This window comes from Streptomyces xiaopingdaonensis (assembly GCF_000262345.1).
Classification (GTDB): Bacteria; Actinomycetota; Actinomycetes; order Streptomycetales; family Streptomycetaceae; genus Streptomyces; species Streptomyces xiaopingdaonensis.
The window spans coordinates 16,004-35,021 of record NZ_AJTQ01000335.1 but is presented as its reverse complement, the minus strand read 5'-3'; the positions used below and the strand labels follow the sequence as shown (position 1 = coordinate 35,021).

Annotated in this window: 15 protein-coding genes; 11 read left to right on the top strand and 4 right to left on the bottom strand. The window is 71.2% G+C overall.

What is annotated here, in order from left to right; all coding sequences use genetic code 11:
* Position 1 precedes the first annotated feature (1 nt).
* Positions 2 to 814, bottom strand: a complete 813-nt coding sequence (locus UWG_RS31020; RefSeq protein WP_016910028.1) for a response regulator transcription factor — start codon at positions 812 to 814, stop codon at positions 2 to 4.
* Positions 815 to 1,107: 293 nt separating this feature from the next.
* Between UWG_RS31020 and UWG_RS31820 the strand changes: the two genes are divergently transcribed.
* The 4 genes from UWG_RS31820 (at position 1,108) to UWG_RS0125480 (ending at position 5,903) form a co-directional block, all read left to right on the top strand.
* Positions 1,108 to 2,226: a sensor histidine kinase gene (locus UWG_RS31820; protein WP_016910027.1), complete on the top strand. Its 1,119-nt coding sequence runs from the start codon at positions 1,108 to 1,110 to the stop codon at positions 2,224 to 2,226.
* A complete protein-coding gene (locus UWG_RS0125490; protein WP_016910026.1) occupies positions 2,177 to 2,851 on the top strand; it encodes a response regulator in 675 nt (224 codons plus the stop codon). The genes UWG_RS31820 and UWG_RS0125490 overlap by 50 nt, the downstream gene beginning before the upstream one ends.
* Positions 2,852 to 3,516: 665 nt before the next feature.
* Entirely contained in the window at positions 3,517 to 4,740 is a 1,224-nt protein-coding gene (locus UWG_RS0125485) for a glycosyltransferase (protein WP_016910025.1), read from the top strand.
* Between the two features lie 11 nt (positions 4,741 to 4,751).
* On the top strand, positions 4,752 to 5,903 hold the full coding sequence (locus UWG_RS0125480; RefSeq protein ID WP_016910024.1) for a hypothetical protein: 1,152 nt from the start codon (positions 4,752 to 4,754) through the stop codon (positions 5,901 to 5,903).
* A 76-nt stretch (positions 5,904 to 5,979) separates the two neighbouring features.
* Here UWG_RS0125480 and UWG_RS0125475 read toward each other — a convergent pair whose 3' ends face one another.
* Positions 5,980 to 7,770, bottom strand: a complete 1,791-nt coding sequence (locus tag UWG_RS0125475) for an ABC transporter ATP-binding protein (protein ID WP_016910023.1) — start codon at positions 7,768 to 7,770, stop codon at positions 5,980 to 5,982.
* Positions 7,767 to 9,665, bottom strand: a complete 1,899-nt coding sequence (locus UWG_RS0125470) for an ABC transporter ATP-binding protein (protein ID WP_016910022.1) — start codon at positions 9,663 to 9,665, stop codon at positions 7,767 to 7,769. Before UWG_RS0125470 ends, UWG_RS0125475 begins: the two co-directional genes overlap by 4 nt.
* A 610-nt stretch (positions 9,666 to 10,275) precedes the next feature.
* On the opposite strand from UWG_RS0125470, the gene UWG_RS31010 reads away from it, so the two are divergent.
* A complete protein-coding gene (locus UWG_RS31010) occupies positions 10,276 to 10,986 on the top strand; it encodes a ScbR family autoregulator-binding transcription factor (RefSeq protein WP_016910021.1) in 711 nt (236 codons plus the stop codon).
* Here UWG_RS31010 and UWG_RS31005 read toward each other — a convergent pair.
* Positions 10,950 to 11,642, bottom strand: a complete 693-nt coding sequence (locus UWG_RS31005; RefSeq protein WP_237720289.1) for a ScbR family autoregulator-binding transcription factor — start codon at positions 11,640 to 11,642, stop codon at positions 10,950 to 10,952. The two genes, UWG_RS31010 and UWG_RS31005, sit on opposite strands and share 37 nt — an antisense overlap.
* 258 nt (positions 11,643 to 11,900) lie before the next feature.
* Here UWG_RS31005 and UWG_RS0125455 point away from each other — a divergent pair, with 258 nt between their 5' ends.
* From UWG_RS0125455 to UWG_RS0125430, 6 genes are all read left to right on the top strand, one after another.
* Entirely contained in the window at positions 11,901 to 12,800 is a 900-nt protein-coding gene (locus tag UWG_RS0125455; RefSeq protein WP_237720288.1) for a ScbA/BarX family gamma-butyrolactone biosynthesis protein, read from the top strand.
* Entirely contained in the window at positions 12,797 to 13,795 is a 999-nt protein-coding gene (locus UWG_RS31000) for an NAD-dependent epimerase/dehydratase family protein (protein ID WP_016910018.1), read from the top strand. Before UWG_RS0125455 ends, UWG_RS31000 begins: the two co-directional genes overlap by 4 nt.
* A 546-nt stretch (positions 13,796 to 14,341) precedes the next feature.
* Positions 14,342 to 15,574 carry a helix-turn-helix domain-containing protein gene (locus UWG_RS0125445; protein ID WP_029391769.1) on the top strand — a complete coding sequence of 411 codons (1,233 nt, stop codon included), beginning with the start codon at positions 14,342 to 14,344 and terminating at the stop codon, positions 15,572 to 15,574.
* Between the two features lie 272 nt (positions 15,575 to 15,846).
* Positions 15,847 to 16,656, top strand: coding sequence for a phytanoyl-CoA dioxygenase family protein (locus tag UWG_RS0125440; RefSeq protein WP_272943213.1), 810 nt, complete (start codon positions 15,847 to 15,849; stop codon positions 16,654 to 16,656).
* A gap of 60 nt (positions 16,657 to 16,716) precedes the next feature.
* A complete protein-coding gene (locus tag UWG_RS0125435) occupies positions 16,717 to 17,715 on the top strand; it encodes a polysaccharide deacetylase family protein (RefSeq protein WP_237720286.1) in 999 nt (332 codons plus the stop codon).
* On the top strand, positions 17,712 to 18,968 hold the full coding sequence (locus UWG_RS0125430; protein ID WP_016910014.1) for an FAD-binding protein: 1,257 nt from the start codon (positions 17,712 to 17,714) through the stop codon (positions 18,966 to 18,968). Before UWG_RS0125435 ends, UWG_RS0125430 begins: the two co-directional genes overlap by 4 nt.
* Positions 18,969 to 19,018: the final 50 nt, after the last annotated feature.

The following is a 19,018-nucleotide window of genomic DNA, read 5'->3' as shown; positions in this document are numbered from 1 at the left end:
TTCACGTCAGCCGAAGGCGTGGCCGGCCTACCGGGAGGACGGCCATCGCGGCAGCCGGCACGGTGAGGCGGTAGCCGACACCGCGTACGGTCTCGATCCACGCGGTGCTGCCGAGCTTGGCGCGCAGCGAGCCGATGTGGACGTCGAGGGTACGGGTGGAGCCGGCCCAGTTGTCGTTCCACACCTGGGCCATGATGCGCCGCCGTTCCAGGACGATCCCCGGCTCCCGGAGGAGCAGGGCGAGCAGGTCGAACTCCTTGCGTGTGGTGCGGATTTCGAGTTCCTCCAGTAGCACCTTGCGGGTGCGCAGGTTGACCCGGAGGGGGCCGGCGCGCAGCTCCCCGGCGGTGGCCGTCGGGGGCTGTGTCGGCGCGGGGATGACGGTGGCCGAGGGCGCGGGTGCCGCGGGCGGTTCGGCGTCCTCGACGTGGGCGGTGGTGCCGGCGTCGTGTTCGGGGCAGCCGGCGGTGCGCCGGAAGACGGCCTGGATGCGGGCGATGAGCTCGTGGCGTCCCACGGGCTTGGTGATGAAGTCGTCCGCGCCCAGGTGCAGGGCCATGACACGGTCGAGTTCGTCGGTGTGCCCGCTGATCGTGATGACCGGGACACAGGAGCGTGCGCGGATGCGGCGGCAGACCTCGTGCCCCTTCAGGTCGGGCAGGCTGAGTTCCAGCAGGACGAGTGTCGCGCCGGTGAGTTGGTCGAGGGCTTCGCCTCCGGTGCGAACCCGTCGGGTGTGGTGGCCGTGCAGTGAAAGTGTCCGCTCCATTTCCTCGGCTGCCGCTTTGTCGTCGTCGACGATCAGAACGTTCATCGATCCAGTGCCCCCCGTTGGTGGGACGTTCAGCCGCTCACCCGTCCGTTGACGGCTGGCGTGCGCCCATTTTTGCAAGCCGGTCGACCGGTTTTCAACAAGAGCGATGCGGCGGTACCCAGAGGAGTACGGCGCGATGTCTCCTTCGGGGTACGGGCGCCGGAACGCGGAGCCTGCGCGTGCACCTTGCGGGGCCGCGTCCGGAGCTTTCTCGGCGGAAGCCGCGGGGATACGCTGCGAACGCCGAACTTCTCGCAGTACAGGGAGAGTTGAGCCGGTCGGAAAGGGGTGCGATGGCGACGGGGCAGGGGGTGGGGAGCGCCGCGGCGGCGCTGCTGGACGCCCACCTGGAAGGGGTACTCACCGCCTACGAGGCAGCCTTGCGCGGTACGGACAGCGCGTCGCTCCGAGAGGAAGGCGACGTCGGGCGCTACCTGGCCGAGGCCCGGCAGGTCCTCCTGCACGTCGTCGCGGAACTGCACCGGGGCACGTACCTGCCGCAGCCGACTCGGGCGCCCGGCCGCACCGTTCCGGCGGCCGGACGGACGCACCCCGCGGACTCGGAGCGTGCGGCGACGGCGCTCTTCGACGCGGTCGCCGTGGTGCTGCTGAGGACGCCCGAGGACGAGCGGCCGTCGGGCGCCGAGACGGCGGTGCTCTTCTCGCTGCTGCACCGTCGGATCGTCTCCCGGCACACGGCGCGGTCCGTCGCGCACGTCGGCCACCTCCTGCGACGCGTCCGCAGCGCTCACGACGACGAACGCCGCCGGATCGCCAGGGAGCTCCACGACGAGGTGGCGGGGCAGTTGGGCTCCGGGCTCAATTGGCTTGAGCTGTACGACGTTTACCGAGAGAGTGGGGAGCACGTCCGCGCCGGAGAGCGGCTCGAATCGGCGCGGGACACCGTACGCGGTTCGCTGGCCAGTCTCCGGGAGATCATGACGGGCCTCCGGGACCGGGTCGACGCGGCACTGCTGCGGGCGGCGCTCGCTCGTGAAGCGGCGCAGCTGGGTGAGAGCGGAGTCGAGGTGCGGGTCGGTGTCACAGGGGACGAGTCCGCGCTGCCGGCCGAGGTGACCGAGGAGCTGTTCCTGCTCCTCCGTGAGGCGCAGCGCAACGCGGCGCGGCACGCGGGCGCGACACTGGTGACCGTTCACGTGCGGGTTTCGCCGGGCGGCGTCCGAGCCGTGGTGGAGGACGACGGCGCCGGGTTCGACGCTCGGGCGACGGTTCCGCGCGGCCGCGGCGGCATGCTGTCGATGCGCGAGCGCGCCGAACTCCTCGGCGGCGGCGTGACGGTGGAGTCGCAGCCGGGCCAGGGGACCAGAGTCGTGGTCTTTGTGCCGTTGAGGGGGGAACCGGGTGGCGACGACACCGGAGGGCAGGCCGCTGCGCCTCCTGATCGCGGATGACCACACGCTCTTCCGCGAGGGGATCGTGGAGATCCTCACCGCTGCCGGTGGCCTTGAGGTGGTGGGTACGGCGGGGGACGGCGAAGAGGCATGCCGCAAGGCCGCCGAGCTGCGTCCGGACATCGTCGTCCTGGACGTGGAGATGCCCGGGCAGGAGGTGCGGGAGACGCTGCCTCGGCTCGCACACGCCTGCCCGAAGAGCCGCGTGGTCGTGCTCACCATGCACGACGATGTCGTGCTCGCCCGGGAGATGCTCGCTCTCGGCGCCAGTGCGTACCTCGTCAAGGGGTCGACGCGGCACGAACTGCTCTCGGCCCTGCACAGCGTGGTCGTGGACCGGGAGCCGGGCCATGTGATCCTCTCCGTGACGCAACGTGGGTTCGACCGCGTGAGTCAGGCCTCAGCCGACGCGCTCTCGGCGCGGGAACGCGAGGTGCTCGGGCTGACGGCCGAGGCGCTGAGCAACGCACAGATCGCTCGCAGACTCTCCATCGCCGAGGGCACCGTCAAGCGCCATCTGCGCAACATCTACCGCAAGCTCGGTGCGGTGTCGCGGCTGGACGCCGTGAACAAGGCGGTCGCTGCGTCGCTGATACCGGCGCCTCACCAGCGGGACGCCCGTTGAGGCCGCGCGCGGGCGGTCTCCGTGCGCAGCCGGACGCCGGTCCGTAGCGGCCACCGCGTGGATGCCTGACGGCGCGAGGCTTGGCAACAGCGCTGCCAAGCTCTCCACTTCGGCATGCGAGGTGTCGGCAGCGGCGCTGCCTGCGAGGAGGCGGCTTGTGCAGCTTTCCATGGTGGCGGATGCGCCGTGATGCCGGGTCACGTGGGTGCCCAGGCGCGTCGGTCGACGTGCAACCTCCCTTGCCAAAAGTTTCCAAGAAGGGCAACCTTGGGTGTTGTCCGTCACGCGGTCCTGCAGGTGCGTGGAGGCACGGCGTCCTCGGCGGTCAGAAAGGCACGCGCCATGACGAACCTTCTTCCGCCCCCGCTCGTGTCTCCGCGCGACCGCGCCCACGCGAACCGCCGGCGGGAGCAACGCACGCTCCACTCCGGTGACTTGACGCCCGCACTCGCCCCGCGACGCCCCCGAGGGCCGGTCGCACGGAGAAGGGACGGGCTCGCGCCGGAGCACGCGTGCTCCGCCGCCCCGCCGTCGAGAAAGGGACGTGCGCCTCGCAGGGCGGCGGTGTGCGGCCGGATGCCCGGGTCGCACACCGCCTACCCCGCCCATCCAGCTCGCGGACGGGTCCCGCCCGGGCTCGGTCCGTGTTCCCAAAGGGAGGAACAGTGAGGGACCCCGCACCCAAGCTCAGCATCGTCATCCCGTACAAGCAGCGCCTCGCCAACATCGAGACGGTGTTCACATCCCTGGCCGAACAGACCCTGGACAGCGCCGACTTCGAGGTCGTCGTCGGTGCGATGGAGTACGACCCGGCCTACGTCGCGCTCGCCGCCGGCTTCACCGAGCGGCTCTCGCTGACCTCCGTCCTCACCGCCGAACCGTGGAACACCAGCAGGGCCCGGAACCTGGGCATCAGGTACGCCTCGGGCCGGGTGGTGGTCGTCGTGGACGCCGACGTGGCGCTTGCGCCGGATGCGTTGCGGACACTGTGGGAGCGGTACTTCCAGCACGGCCAGAAAGTCTGCGTACTCGGCCAGGTCATGGGCTACGAGGAGGTCGTCGAAAGCGATGCCGCCTCGCCCGACATCCAACCGTACGCGCACTACCGCAAGTTGCTCGACGACCTGGAAGGCGCCGACCGGCACCGGTTGGACCCGCGCTTCTCCGCCGCGTACGCCCCGGCGTTCGCCCGGTTCCCCTGGGCCTTCGCCCGGACCGGGCTGATGGCACTGCCCACATCGACGCTGCACCAGCACGACCTGTGGCTCGACGAGGGCTTCACCGGCTGGGGCGCCGAGGACCAGGAGTGGGCGCTGCGCATCAGCCGCACAGGTACTCCGCTGCTGCCGGCCGGCGACGTCTACGGACTGCATCTGCCGCACCGCCGCGACTTCTCCGCGCAGGAGGACGCGGCCCGGCGCACCAACCGCTACTACCTGGCCAAATGGCCTCACCTGGAGCTGGAGTTGGCGATCGCCTTCGGCGGCTGGCTCGAGGCTCACCGGCTGTGCCCCCAGGCCGAGGCGGAGGTGGCGCGGGTGGCCGCCGGGCGGCGGCCGGCCGTCGTACGGGGGTTCCGCGAGGGCAGGCCGGCGCTGGCCGTCGGCGCGCTCGTGGACGGCGCGGGCGGGCTCGTCGACGCCGAGGCCGAGGCGCTCTTCGACTCGGCCGCGGGGCTGCGGGTGTTGCCGCTGGTCGGACTCACCCTGCCGTTCGACGACGACGAGTTCGAGAGCTGCCATCTGCTCCCCCTCACCGAGCAGTTGGCGGAGCCGTTCCGCGGCGCCGTCCGACGTGAGGCCGAACGCGTCTGCGCCGGCGCTCCCCGCCGCATCCCCGCGTCTTCGGGCCACGAGCCCGTGTCGCCCGTCCACAGCGCCCACCCGTAGAAGGAGTCACAGTGGCCGCCTCCGCGTACCCCACAGCACCGCACGAGCAGGACGTGAGCATCTCCGCCGCGGTCATGGCGCACCCCGAACGCGCCGAGGCCGCACACGCGTTGGCCGAGCGGTTGCCCGAGCTGGCTCCCCGCGTCGTCTACGACCCGCAGCCGGACGGTCCGCCCTCGGCACTGCGGACGGCGCGGCTGGCCTGGTCGCTCGCCGCTCCGGACGCCACTCACCACGTGGTGCTCCAGGACGACGCGCAGCCGGTGGCGGATTTCCTGCCCCGCCTGCGGGAGCTGCTCGCCGCACGGCCGACCGACGCGGTCTCCCTCTTCACCGAGTGGGGTTCGCGTACCGCCCACGCGGTCCGGCTCGCCGCCATGCTCGGGTACACCCTGGCGCCCGTGGTGGACGACTACATCCCCTGCGTCGGTCTCGTCCTCCCGACCGGGGTGGCGCTCGGGTTCGAGGCATATGCGCAGGCCGAGGAGGCCAACGGCGCTCCGGACGACGTGGCGCTCCTGGGCCATCTCGTCGAGCGCCGGGTGAGGACGGTGATCCCGGTGGCCAACCTGGCCGACCACGACCAGGAGTCGTCCAGCCTCGTGGGCAACAGCGTCTTCGGCCCGCGCAAGGGTGCCTGCCTCCCGCCGGCGAGCGCGGTACCCGCCGGCGAGCACACGCTGCTCACCGGCCTCAGCACCATCCCGTACTACGACTTCTGGGGTCAGTACGCGGACGCGTGCCTGCCCGACGCCGCCACCCTCGACGGGTGGGAACGCACGTCGGCGCGTGCGGCGCTGCGGCAACGGGGCATCACCGAGCAGTACCTGGCGACGGCTCTGGAGGAGGCGCTGACGCGGGTCCCCGGGCACGCCCGACTCACCGACCGGCTGGGGGAGATACCGCTCTTCGAGGTCTGGATCGTCGCGTTCCTCCACGGTGTGGTGGCCGCGGATCTCGCCCGGGAGCACGCCGTCTCCTTGGACCTGGAGGCGCCCGTGGCACGGGCGGCGCTGGCGACGCTCGGGCCCGGCGCGGTCCGCCGGGTCGTACCCGCCCGCTGGCTGCCCGCGGTGGGGGAGTGGCTGCAGCCCCTGGTGCTCGAGGGGGTTCGGGCCGGTGCCGCGGTGGCGGAAGGGAAGCGCGACCCGGCCATGGCGTGAACCCTTCGCAGCGCTCGGAGGCCCTGCTCACCCTGGGGTGGGCAGGGCCTCTTCGTGGCGCCGGGACGGGGCGCTGTCAGCTGTAGCTGCGGGCCTGGAGGGAGAACAGGTCGGCGTACAGACCCCGCTGTGCCATCAGCGCGCCGTGGCTGCCGTATTCGCGGACGGCGCCCTGCTCCAGTACCGCAATGCGGTCCGCCATCCGCACGGTCGAGAAGCGGTGCGAGACGAAGACCGTAACGCCCCCGCCGTCACCGACCTGCCGAGCGGCACCGGCGAAACGCTCGAAGACGGCGTGCTCCGCCGCCGCGTCCAACGCCGCCGCCGGCTCGTCGAGGATTTGGAGCAACGGCCGGTCACGGAGCGTGGATCGGGCCAGGCCGAGGGACTGCCACTGACCGCCGGAGAGTTCGGCGCCGTCGGCGTAGCCCTGACCGACCACGCCGTCCAGACCGCCCGGGACCCGCTGCACCACGTGCGTGGCTCCCGCGGTGCGCAGCCCGGCGAGGAGCGCCTCGTCCTGGTCGAGGCGCGCCAGGTCGCCCACGCCCACGTTCTCCCGCAGGGTGAACTCGAAGCGGGCGAAGTCCTGGAAGAGCGAGCCCACCCGGGCCTGCCATTCCTGCGGAGTCAGCTCGCGCAGGTCCGTTCCGTCCACCAGGATCCGGCCGTGCGTAGGCTCGTACAGCCCGCACAACAGCTTGACCAAGGTGCTCTTCCCGGAGCCGTTCTCACCGACGAGTGCCGTGGTCCCGCCGGCCGGGAGGTCGAGCGTGACGTTCCGCAGCACGGTGCGGTCGGTGCCCGGGTAGGTGAAGCTCACCCCCTCCAGCCGGATGCCCTGCTCCAGGCGGCGCGGGACGGCGGCGGCCGAACGCGCGGCGCGAGCGGGCCGGGTACGGATCGGCCAGTCCCGCAGTCGGGCCAGCCGCGCCACCATGTTCCCGGCGGCCTGGAGCGTGGAGAGCATCCCGAGCCCCGCCCCGACCTGGACGTTCAACTGCACGGCGAGAGTGACGGTGAGGACCACGTCGCCGATGCTCACGGTGCCGGCCACGGCGTTGCGCAGCACGAGGTAGATGGCGGAACAGCAGGCGAGGGTGAACGCGAGCTGGCCGAGGGCACGCAGCCCGGCCCCGGCCAGCCGCCCCTGGCACAGCCTCCTGGTGGCGCGCCGCCAGGCGGTGTCGTGGCGTTGACGCAGGGCCTGCTCGGCACCGAAGATCCGCACCTCCTTGGTGGAGGCCGCCGAGGTCGCCACGAGCAGCAGGTGACGGGCGAGCCGGAGGTCGGCGGCGGTGGCCGTTCGCGAACGGTCCACGAAGCGCTGCGCGTACCGGCCCATGAGGACCGGGGGCACCGCGCCCAGCGGCAGCAGGAGCAGCCATGGCTCGAGCGAGGCGAGGATCAGCGTGGTGATCGTCAACTGTACGGCCATGGCGCTGAGTTGGAGCAGCGCTTCGAGGTAGCCGCGGAGTTTCTGCACCTCCTCGCGGACCAGGATGACGGCGTCGGCGAACTCGGCGTCGTCGAGGTGCTCCATTCCGGGGCTGCCGTTGGCGTACCTGATGAGGTCGGCGTTGACCTCTGCTTCCGCCTGTTCGCCCACCTCGAAGTAGTAGAGGTGGGCGAAGTGCCCGAGCATCAGCTCGGCGACGAGGATCGCCGCGATGACGCCGCCGGCGAGCAGCCCGGGACCGAGGTCGTTCGCGAGGACCCGATCGGTGAAGCTGCGCAGGGCCAGCGCCACGGCCGGCGTGGCGAGGTGTCCCACGAGCAACAGGGCGGCAGCGGCGAGGAGTTTGCGGGGGTCGGCGCGCCAGGCGGCCGCAAGCAGCCAGCGCGCGGTGTGGACACGGGACGTCATGAGACCACATCCGTCGTGGGCGTCGGGTGGTGGGCGGGGGAGGGCTCGTCGGCGAAGCGCTCGGCCTGGAGGTGGAAGAGCCTGGCGTACTGGCCGTCCGCGGCGAGGAGTTCGTCGTGGGTGCCCTGCTCGACGACCCGGCCGCCGTCGATCACCACGATCCGGTCGGCGCGGCGGACCGTGGAGAAGCGGTGCGAGATGACGACGGTGGTCAGGCCGCGCGTGATCTCCAGGAAGCGGTCGAAGAACTCCACTTCGGCGCGGACGTCGAGCTGCGCGGTCGGCTCGTCGAGGATCATCACGGAGGCCCCCGTGTGGACGGCGTGCAGGGCCCGGGCCAACGCGATCCGCTGCCACTGCCCGCCCGAGAGGTCGCGGCCGCCTTCGTACTGCCGGGAGAGCACGGTGCGCAGCCCGTCGGGCAGGGCGGCCAGCGCCTCGGTGGCGCCTGCGCGCCGGGCCGCGGCGAGCAGCTCTGAGTCGTCGGCCGGGGCGTGCGGTGCTCCCATGCCGATGTTGTCCGCTGCGCTCAACTCGTAGCGCACGTAGTCCTGGAAGATGACCGCGAGGCGGCGGTGCCACTCCTCGGGGGCGAGCGTGGCGAGATCCCGGCCGTCGACCGAAAGGTGGCCCGTGGTGGGTGCGAACAGCCCGGTCAGCAGCTTTACGAGGGTCGTCTTGCCCGCGCCGTTGACGCCCACGACAGCGGTGGAGGTGCCGGCGGGGAGCTCCAGGTCGAGGGCGTCGAGCACCGGGGGTGCGTCGTCGCGGTAGCGGAAGCTGACGCCGTGGAAACGGATCGCCTCCCCGGGCAGCCCGTCGGCCGAGGCGTTGCCCACTGCGGTCTTCCGCTCGGCGAGGGCGCGGGAGCCGTCGCGGAAGGAGCGCAGGGCCTGGTAGGCGAGGGAGCCGTACTGGGTTTGCACATCGGCTTCCGGGAAGTAGACGCCGAAGCGGATGAGGATCAGCAGCGCCTGGAGCGCGATGCCCAGGTGGAGGAGTGACATCGACCCCTCGACCGCGTTCTGGGCCAACATGCCGACGACGACGGTGGCACCGGTCAGACCGACCGCGGAGAGCACGAGGAACGGCGGCCCCAGCAGCCGACGCCGGCCTCGCCACATGGTGGTGAGGTACGCGCGGTGCTCCGCGGTGTGGCGGGCCAGCAACCAGCCGAGCAGACCGAGCAGCCGGGTCTCCTTCGCGGCCTGCACGCCCGAGCCGAGGTACTTGACGTACGTGGCGCGGCGTTTCATGGAGGCGAGGCCGTCGTAGAAGTCGCCGAAGCGGCCGAGCGAGCCGCGCTGACCGTATCGGATGGTCAGAGCCGTCAGTCCGATGACGACGGCGGCCACGGGAGACACCGCGTACCCCACGAGGACGGCGGCCGCGAGGAGTTGGGTGTAGCGGGCCACCAAGGCGAGCGCGCCGGCGGCGGCGTCGCCGGGGGACGCGGACGTCCGGTCGAACGCCTCTCTGGCCACGGTCAGTCGGTCGAGCATGGCCGGGTTGTCGAGGGCGACGGCCGGCGCCTCGGAGAGCGCCGCGTGCATCAACTCGTTCCGGCAGTGCCGGTCCACGTGGCGCATCACCACCTCGCCCGTCGCCTCCTGAAAGGCCATCAGCGACTGCTGGAGACCGAAGGCGAGACCGGAAAGGACGAGGACGAGCAGCAGCGCGGACCACTCCGGAGAGCCGCCGCCCGCGGCTTCGGCGGCCGGGACGCGCTGGAGCAGGATGCTCATCCCGACGACGAAGGAGATGGGCAGCAGTCCGAGGACGATGTTGAGCAGCAGGGAGGTGATCGCTGCTCCGGCCGGAACGTGCCTGAGTAACGAGAGGATGGTCAGCCAGCGGGCTGCACGGTTGCGCAGCAGCTGTACAGGAGGTCCCATGCGCGGGCACCTTTCTGTGCGTCGGAGGCGCGCGTTGCAGCCGGGCCGGTCGGGGAGGCCGGCCTGCGTCGTACCGCTCGTACGGTTCGCGTGCGCGTGGCTCTCGGTGGGGCACCCCGGGCGGGGTTGCCTGCGGTGGGGCGGCGTTTCGCCCTGATGTCGGTCACTCGTCGGTTACCGGACGAGGCGCCGGCCGCGCCGCAACCACTGCCCACCCGGCGGTGCCGTTCGGTTGGACGCAGCCGTCATGACCCCCATGTTGTCAGGCTAGTCACAAACTGGGCAAGGAGTTGACACGTATGGGGGCTGCTTGACGAGGAGCGAGGGCGGCTCCGTGGCGGCGCGCAGATCCGGGTCCGGGATGGAGCGGCGTCTGGAGGCCGTACGGGCGAAGTTGAGTCGGGGCGTGGCCTCTTCGTGGTAGCGCTTGAACCTACGGCCAAGTGGAAGCAACTGGTCAGCGCTGTCGGGTAGTTGTGAATTACTGGCCAACCGGTATGCTTTGACATACCGGGTGACCAGTTTCTAATCTGTCGAGACGATGGGCAGCCGGCGCAAGTCGAGTCATCCGGCCGGTACTGGGCACCGCAGACGCGTGAGGTTGGCCAAGATGGTGAAGCAGCAGCGTTCGGCGCGCACGCGGGAACGCCTCGTGGCCGCCGCCGCCGAGGAGATTGCCGAGCACGGCTTCGCCCGGGCAACGCTCGCCGATGTCAGCCGCGACGCCGGAGTGACCAAGGGCGCGCTCTTCGGTCACTTCGCGACGAAGGACCAACTGGCGGGGGCGGTGCAGTCGCGCAGCCAGGATCTGCTGGAGACCGCCGTGGAAGAGCTCACGGAGGGCGAGCCGTACATCCTGCAAGTGCTCGTCGACCTCTCCCACTTCCTCAACACGGTGCTGCGCGACGACCCGTTCGTCCGGGCGAGTGTGCGCATCTCCCGGGAGCGGGCGCAGGGCGACCCCACTCCGCTGGACTTCTTTTCCCTCTGCTTCGGGCGGCTCTGGCGGCTTCTCGAACTGGCCAGGAAAAACGGCGAACTCGGGCCCGCTGTCGCGGACGCGTCGGCACGCGCCCTCGTGACGGCCGTCGTCTCCGGCGTCGAGACCCTGACCTGGGTGGGCGTGCCCCGGGACGAGGTGGAGGAGTGGCTCAGTCGCCTGTGGGCGCTGGTGCTGCCGCTCTTGGCCGTGGTCGGCAACGCGCCCCCGGTGCGCACACGTGCCCCGTCGACTGGTTCGACGTCGGACGGCACGACGGGTGCGTCAGCGGCAGGACCGCGTGCTCAACTCCCCGAGCGCGTGGGTCCTTCGGCGGATTGAGCGGCCAGTTCGGCCTTGTCCTGCTCGATCACTTCCCACAACTCGGCCGAACCCTCGGGCCGGAAGCGTGAGACGCGACGCGCGGGGACGATGCCGGGTAGCTGCCAGGTCCACATGTCGGTGACCCGCGCGTGCAGATCCTTGCGGCGGGCGCGCACATGAGAGGCCACCTGGATCCCCGCGAACGCCCCGACCACGTACGTCGCGAGGTCGCCGACGTTGATCTCGGGCTTGACGTCGCCTCGCCCCTGCGCGGGGGCGAGACTGTCCCTCATGTTCTCGATCCAGCCGTTGTAGAAGGCCGGGTCCGGGTCGGTGAAGGAACCGAACTCCATCACGAGACGGATGCCGGCGCTGATCCGCGCCCGGCTGCGCAGCCCGTGCGCCATGAGGTGGCTGATGTCGATGGCCGTCTGCACGCCGGGGCGCTCTGCTTTCGGCAGCAGGGACAGGATGCTGAACTGGTTCGACATCAGCTCGTGGGCGAGGGCTTCCTTGGACGGGAAGTGAAAGTACATGGCGCCCTTGGTCACGCCCGTCTGCTTGGCGATGTCGCCCAGGCTCGTACTGCCGAAGCCGCCCGCGTCGAATGCTACTGCCGCTCCGTCGAGGATCGCCTGCCGTGTGAGCTCTGCTCGCTCACGTCGCACTCCCACTGAACTTCTCCCTCCGCCGCGGCGTAGCTGCTGCGGTCCGGCGCCTGGGGCACCGCGGCTCCGAGGTGACATTATTGCGCTTGCTTGCTTTTAAATACCAGTCGGCCGGTACTATAACGGCAGTCGCACCACTGAGGCCGGGCGCGCCGCCCCGCCTTTCACCTGCTCAACTACCGTGTCCCGGCCTGGGGACACGCATGTAGGGAGGCTCTGATGAGTGCACTGATCCAAGCCGACCGGTCGGCTTACGTTGGGCAAGTGCTCGACGAACCGGAGTTATTCGAGCAATCCGTGCCCCGCAGACTCGTCCACCGCGACGCCGTCTCGGAGGTTCTGCTGACGGGGTTCCGGCGCAGCAGCGGCATCTTCCGCGTCGGAGTGCAGTGGCCGCGCGGCCACAGCTACTACGGGGCGGTGGCGGGGCGTTGGCACGATCCGATGCTCTTCGCCGAGGGCATCCGCCAGGTGGGCCTCTTCCTCGCCCACCAGGAGCTGGACGTCCCCCTCGGCAGCCACTTCGTCACCGACAACACCTGGTTCACCATGACGGAGAAGGGCGCCCGGCTCGCCGACGGCCCCGCCAACATCGTGCTGGAAGTCGCCTTCTCGGAGGTCGTACGGAGACGCGGCAGCGTCACGGCGTACGCCTACGACGTGACGGCCTACCGGGACGGCGAGCGCATCGGTGCCGGCCACCTCTCCGCGCAGGTCATCGCCGACCGGATCTATCGGCGGCTTCGCGGGGACCGGCTCGGTGCCCGCCCGCCCGCCGGCGTCCCGTCGGCGGTCAGCCCCCGACTCGTGGGACGCAGCACCGGGTTCGACGTCGTCCTCGCTCCCGGGACTCCGACCGTGCTGCGGGTGGACGCGAGCCACCCGGTGCTCTTCGACCACCCCGTCGACCACGTGCCCGGGATGGTCCTCCTGGAAGCGGCGCGGCAGAAGGCACTCGCCGAACTCGGACGTCCCGAAGGCCTCCTCACCGACTGCGCCGCCGCGTTCACGCGGTACGTGGAGTTCAACTCGCCCTGCCTGGTCAAGAGCTCCCCGCCTCGGCGGAAGGCCGCCGGGCAGTACGAGCTGGCCGTCGACTTCGAGCAGGAGGGAGCGGTCGTCGGCTCGTGCCGTGTCGGCATCGAGGAAGGCGACCGGCCGTGAACTCGGCCCCGACCGGAGTCCGGAGCGAGCACCCCGGGACGGTCCTGGTCGCGGGCGGTACCGGGTTCGTCGGACGGGCCGTGGTACGCGAGTTGGTCGCGGTGCGGGCGAGGTCCCGGACGGCGCCCCGGGTACGGGTGCTTGCACGCCGGCCGCCTCGGCGGGAAGCGGTGCCCGGGGACGGCGTCGAGTACGTCTCCGGAGACCTGACCGCTCCGGAGACGTTGGCGGCCGCCTGTTCGGGGGCGACCGCTCTGGTGCACGCCGCCAGTTACGTGGGCCGCGACCGAGCGCGGTGCGACGCGGTCAACCACCGCGGAACGCGGACGCTGATCGACGCGGCGGACCGAGCGGGCATCCGGCGCGTGCTCTACGTGAGTACGGCTGCCGTCTACGGTGCGGGGCCCCACCGCGGCGCCGCCGAGGGGGAGTTGGCGCCGTCGCCGCAGTCGGCGGCGAGTGCGTCCCGGCTTGCCGCGGAGGAAGCAGTGCGTGCTGCGGGCGGCGTCGTTCTGCGGCCGCATCTGATTCTCGGGAAGGGCGACAAGTGGGTACTCCCCACGCTGATCCGCTTGTTGGAGCGGGTGCCTTCCTGGGGCGGGACGGCCCTCTCGTACAGCTCGACGATCGCGGTCGAGGAACTCGCGAGGCTCGTACGCGCGTTGGTGCAGCAACCGGTGACGGGACAGGGCGAGGTGTACCACGCGGCGCATCCGCGGCCCGTGCAGATGCGCAGCCTGGTGCTCGCCCTGTCCCGGCTGCTCGGCTCGGGGCGGCCGCGGGGCGGCCCCCCGCGCGAAGTGCACCGGGAGTCCGTCGGGCGCGCCCTCCCGGAACTGACGGCGCACCAGTACGCGCTGCTCACCCAGGACCACTGGTACGACAGCAGCCGCGTGTGGCGGCTCTGTGGTCTGGAGCCGGGGCCGGACGTGACGGAGCGTCTCGCCGGCTACGTCGACCGGGACGATCGGCGCGTCAACTGCCGCGCGGGATGACGCGGGAACTCCCCGGGCGCGTACGTCGCGGCGCGCGGGGAGGCTCGCGGCGGCGTTGCCCGGGCGGGGCCGCCATGGCTGGGTCCCACTCTTCGAGGGCCCGCGTCGGCGTCGAAGGGTTCGTCGGTACGTCGAAGTCGCTCGATCGACTCTCGGGTGGCGGTGGCGGTGGCGGTGGCGGCTTCGGCCAGCGGCCCGCCGGCCGGCGGCCCCGGCTCCTCGGGTGAGTCCCGCTCAAGGCCAGTCGATCTCACCGGATTCGGTCGTGCTCGTCGCTGCGCATGTGTCGGCAGCGGTGCCTTCGGACATGGGCGTCTCCTTTCGACAGGTCCCTGGCAACGGGAACGGCTCTCCTTGCCACACTTCGCCGAACTGCCGTAGCCGGGCAAGCAGCTTGCGGGAAGAATTACCCAATTTGTCGTGGTCCTTCTGCGTCCCTGTCACCGCTCTGATGTGACAACCTGAGGACAAGCGAATTGCCACCTCGGTGCAGCCGAAGGTAAGGTCCCTGTTAACGGACGCAGGGAACGGCAGGGCAGGACCGGGATGACTGTTGACTCGTCCTTCGGGGCACGCCTGAAGGCCATACGTGTGCAACGTGGCTTGTCCCAGGCCGCATTGGCCGACGGAAAGATCTCCACGGGATACCTCTCGCGCCTGGAGTCGGGCGCGCGGCCGCCCACCGAGCGCGTGCTCGCGCACCTTGCGCAGCGGTTGGACGTCGACCGCTCCACTCTCCTCGACGCGCCGCCCGGCGGGGCCGACGGCGCCAGTCCGCTCACGCAGGCGCTGAGTATCGCTGCCTCCGCGGAGAGCGACGAGGCCGTCGAGGGGCTGGTCGACGTGCTCGCCGAAGCGGCGGACGAGGACGCCCTGCTGCGCTGGCAAGCCCTGTGGCTGATCGCTCGATACCGGGAGCGGCAGGGCGAACGCGCCGCGGAGCAGACCTGCTTGGAGTCCCTCTCGGCGCTCGCGGACGAGAGCGGACTCCCGACGCTGCAGTGCCGCTCCCGCACCCAGCTGGCTCGGTGCCTGCGGTCGACGGGCCAGGTCGGGCGGGCGCTCGATCTGGCGCTCAGCGCATACCGGGTGGCGCAGCAGAACGAGCTGTCCTCTCAGGACACCGGGCGCGCGCTCCTCGTACTCGTCTCCACCGAGGTGGAGTTCGGCCGGCTGGCCGAGGCCATGGAGCACGTGCGGGACCTGGTGTCGCTCGTCGCGGGCCGGACGGACACGCTGCGTGTCGAAGCCCTCTGGTCCGCCGCCACCGTCTGTTCGCGGCAGGGGGACGACGAGGCGGTGGACGCCTATCTGAAGCAAGCGATGGCGGCGCTCGACAGCTACGTCGCCCCGGTGCTGTGGGTGCGCCTGCGCCTCGCCGCGGCCTCCCTGTACCTGCAGTCGAAGCCTCCCCGGACGGAGGCGGCCTCCGCCTGCCTGACGGAGGCGGAGGCGGCGCTGCCGATCGTCGGGACGCCGGTGCAGGAGCAGGAGTTGCTGGTCCTGCAGGCGCACCTCGCTTTCGCCGAGGGCCGCTACGAGGACGCCAGAGCCGCCTACGGCGGGGTGGACTTCGACGCGCTCGTCCTCGCATACCGCGACCGGATCCGGCTCGAGACCCTGGACAGCTTGCTGCTGATCGTCGAAGGACACCAGGAACAGGGCCGTGCCCAGCTCAAGCGGCTGGGTGAGGAGGCCAGGCGGGCGCTGAACCTCGATCTCGCCGCCGATATCTGGCTGCTGCTCGCCGAGTCGCTGGAGAACAGCCTCAGCCGCTGATCCAGCACGGACACGGCCAGGACCGCCCGTCCCGCGCGCACCGAGCGGGGCGGGCTTCGTCGCGTCCGCGGCCGGCCGTGCCGCCGCGCGACTCCGTCGACCGCCTCCTTGGCAAATCTTGTTCGGATGTTGACTGATGCGAAGAATATGTGTCACTGTCATTGCCAAGTTTGTAAAGCACCATGCTCTTTCCGGTTGCCAGGTATGACAGTTGGGTTGCATGCTGTGTGCCTGCGTCGACCGGGTTCCTGCTGAGGAAGGGAATCCTGATCGTGCCCGCATATCGCACCTACACGCCAGAGCGGTCGCTTCGGCTCGATGCCGCGCAGAGCGCCCAGTTCGAGCAGTCCGGTTACCTTGTATTGCCTGGACTGTTACCCAGTGGGCTGGTGGAGCGTGTCAAGTCGGAGGTGGACCGCTGGGTCGATACCGGTCTGCGCGCCCAGACCATCGCAGCCGCCCTCGACCCCGCGTCGTGCGAGGCGCCGGCCGTGCTCGAACTCGACCTGCCGGCGCACGGCGAACTGCTCGTCCACGAGCCGCTGTTGGGGGTGATATCCCAGCTCGTCGGGCCCGGCTTCGTCCACCACCACATGCACAGCGACCGGCACGCCCCCGACCTGCCGGGCAAGCCCTGGCACCACGACTACGAGCAGCACGTCCAGTCGTACCGGACCCACGCCATGGTCCACGCGCTGCACTACCTCGACGGTATCGATCCCGACATGGCCGGGCTCGCCGTCCTCCCCGGCTCGCACCACGAGGTGGCCGACAAGTCCGCGCGCGCCCATGCGGGCACCGACCCGCTGCCCGGAGAGGTCTTCTTCGAGGACCTGCCGCCCGGCTCGACGGTGCTCCTCCACTCGGCCCTGTTCCACACCCGCCGTACGAAGCCGGGCCAAACCGGGCGCCCGCGCTACTTCGTCGACGCCTCCTATTGCCAGACCGGAACGCTGTGGCCCCCGGTCAAGCCCTTCTGGCGGGAGGCGCTGCGCCGCGGCCGGCAACTCGACTACGACGAGGCGGCCTGGCCCGAGCTCTTCGCCGAGCGGCACTTCAGCGAGTACGTCAAGCCTCAGTGAAAGTGAGGTCAGATGGTGTATGCGGGAGTCTCATGGCACGCGGACGGCTACCGTCTCGCGGTGATCGATCGGAACGGCCGGTGCGTACAGCGGACCGGGTTCACCTCCCCCCACGTGGACGAAATCGCCGCGCGGCTACGGGAGTACGAGGACCTCGCGCCGGTCGTGGTGGAGAGCACCAACGGCTCGCTCGACGGCCGGTTGATGGCCGCGGGGCTGCGCGTCCACCGCGCTGACCCCCGGCTGCTGCCGGAGCGGCCGCTCTTCGGCTCGGTCCCGGCGGAGGTACTGGCCCGGACGGGCCTGGACGGAGGCGACGGCCTGGTACCCCTGGAGCGCCACCGCGGTACGCAGACCGGACGCGAGGACCAACTGGCCCTCCAGACAACGGAGTCGGCCACCACCGACCGCCGACTCAGGGCCGCCGGGCAGCTACTCCGCCACGGCCCGCGCGACCGCCACGAGGTGGCACTCACCTTCGACGACGGTCCACTACCGCCGTACACGGACCACATCCTCGACATCCTGGGGCGGTACGGCATCCCGGCGACCTTCTTCTGCCTCGGAATCCACACGGCGGGCTTCGCCGAGCACCTGGTGCGGATGCGGGAGCAGGGTCACGCCCTGGGCAACCACACCTGGTCGCACCCCTTCTTGCCGGAGCTCTCCCGAGCGCAGGCGGCCGAGCAGATCGAGCGCACCGCCGAGGCCGTCGCCGAGGCGAGCGGGGGTGGGGCTCCCCGGCTCTTCCGGCCGCCCTACGGCGCGCGCACCCCTGAAATGCTGAGCCGACTGCCGGCGTTCGGCGTCACCACCGTGCTCTGGGACGTGGCGCCGGACGACTGGGCGATGCGTACGGCGGACGACATCGCCCGGGACGTGCTGGCCGAGGTCCGCCCGGGTTCGGTCGTCCTGCTGCACGACGGCGGCGGCGACCGCGCCCCGACGGTTGCTGCGCTACCGCGGCTCATCGAGGGCCTGTTGGCGCGCGGCTACACCTTCGTACGGGCCGACGCGATGGTCGACGGTGCGGCGCAGTCCCCGGCGGGTGCCGTATGACCGGGCTGCGCAACTGGGCGGGCAACCTGGATCTCGGTGCGCCGTACCTCGCGCGCCCCGAGTCGGTGGACAAGCTGCGCCGTATCGTCGCGGAAAGCACACGCGTCCGGGTACTCGGTGCTCGGCACTCCTTCTCCGGGCTGCTCCCCACATCGGGAAGGCTCGTGTCCCTGGACCGGCTTCCTCCGAGCGTGGAGATCGATGCCGGGTCGCAGACCGCGACGGTGAGCGCAGGCATGCGGTACACCGACGTGGCCGCCGCGTTGCAACGGGCGGGCTATGCGCTGGCGAACCTGGCGTCGCTCTCCGACATCACGGTTGCCGGCGCCTGCGCCACCGGGACCCACGGCTCGGGAGACACCCAGCAGGGCCTCGCAGCGGCCGTGGCCGGTATGCAACTGATCGGCCCCGAGGGCGACTTCGTCGAGCAGAGCAGCGAGGTCGATCAGGACACCTTCGCCGGCGGCGTGGTCGCGCTCGGTGCGCTGGGGGTGGTCTCCCGGCTGACCCTGCGGATCGAACCCGCCTACGAGGTGGCCCAGTCGGTGCGCATACGGGTGCCGTTGGACGAGGTGCAGGCGGCGGACGGGCTGGCTGCGGTCTTCGGGGCCGCATACAGCGTCAGTCTCTTCACGACGTGGGCGGACGAGGCGGTCGTCTGGCTCAAGCAGCGCGTCGACCGGCCCGGCCCGGGACTACGGCTCGGAGTCCCCGCCGACCGTCCGACGAGCCCGGTGCCAGGGGCCGACCCGAGTCCGTGCACCGATCAGTCAGGCGTTCCGGGACCGTGGAACGAGCGGCTGCCGCATGTCCGGGCCGGCACCACGGGCGGGGTCGGTGGCGAGTTGCAGTCGGAGTACTTCGTGCCGCGCGCCGCCGCGCCCGCGGCGTTCGCGGCTCTCCGCGAGCTGTGCCCGCTCCTGGCCCCGGTTCTCCAGGTCGGCGAGGTGCGCACGGTCCGGGGAGACGGACTGTGGCTGAGCCCGGCGTTCGAACAGGACTCCGTGACCTTCCATTTCACCTGGACGAAGGACATCGGCCGCCTGCCCCCGGTGCTCGACGCGGTCGAGAGAGCGCTGGCACCGCTCGGCGCGCGACCGCACTGGGCGAAGCTCACCGCGATGGACGGCCCCCGCCTTCGCGCCGGCTACCGCCGGGCCTCGGATTTCCGCGAACTGGTGAGCAAGCGCGACCCGGAGGGAAAGTTCAGCAGCCCGCTCGTCGACGAGGTGCTCTCCGACGAGCCCTCGTGACCCGACTCATGCGTTTGCGACCCACCAACCCCGCCTCGACGTCAGGTCGG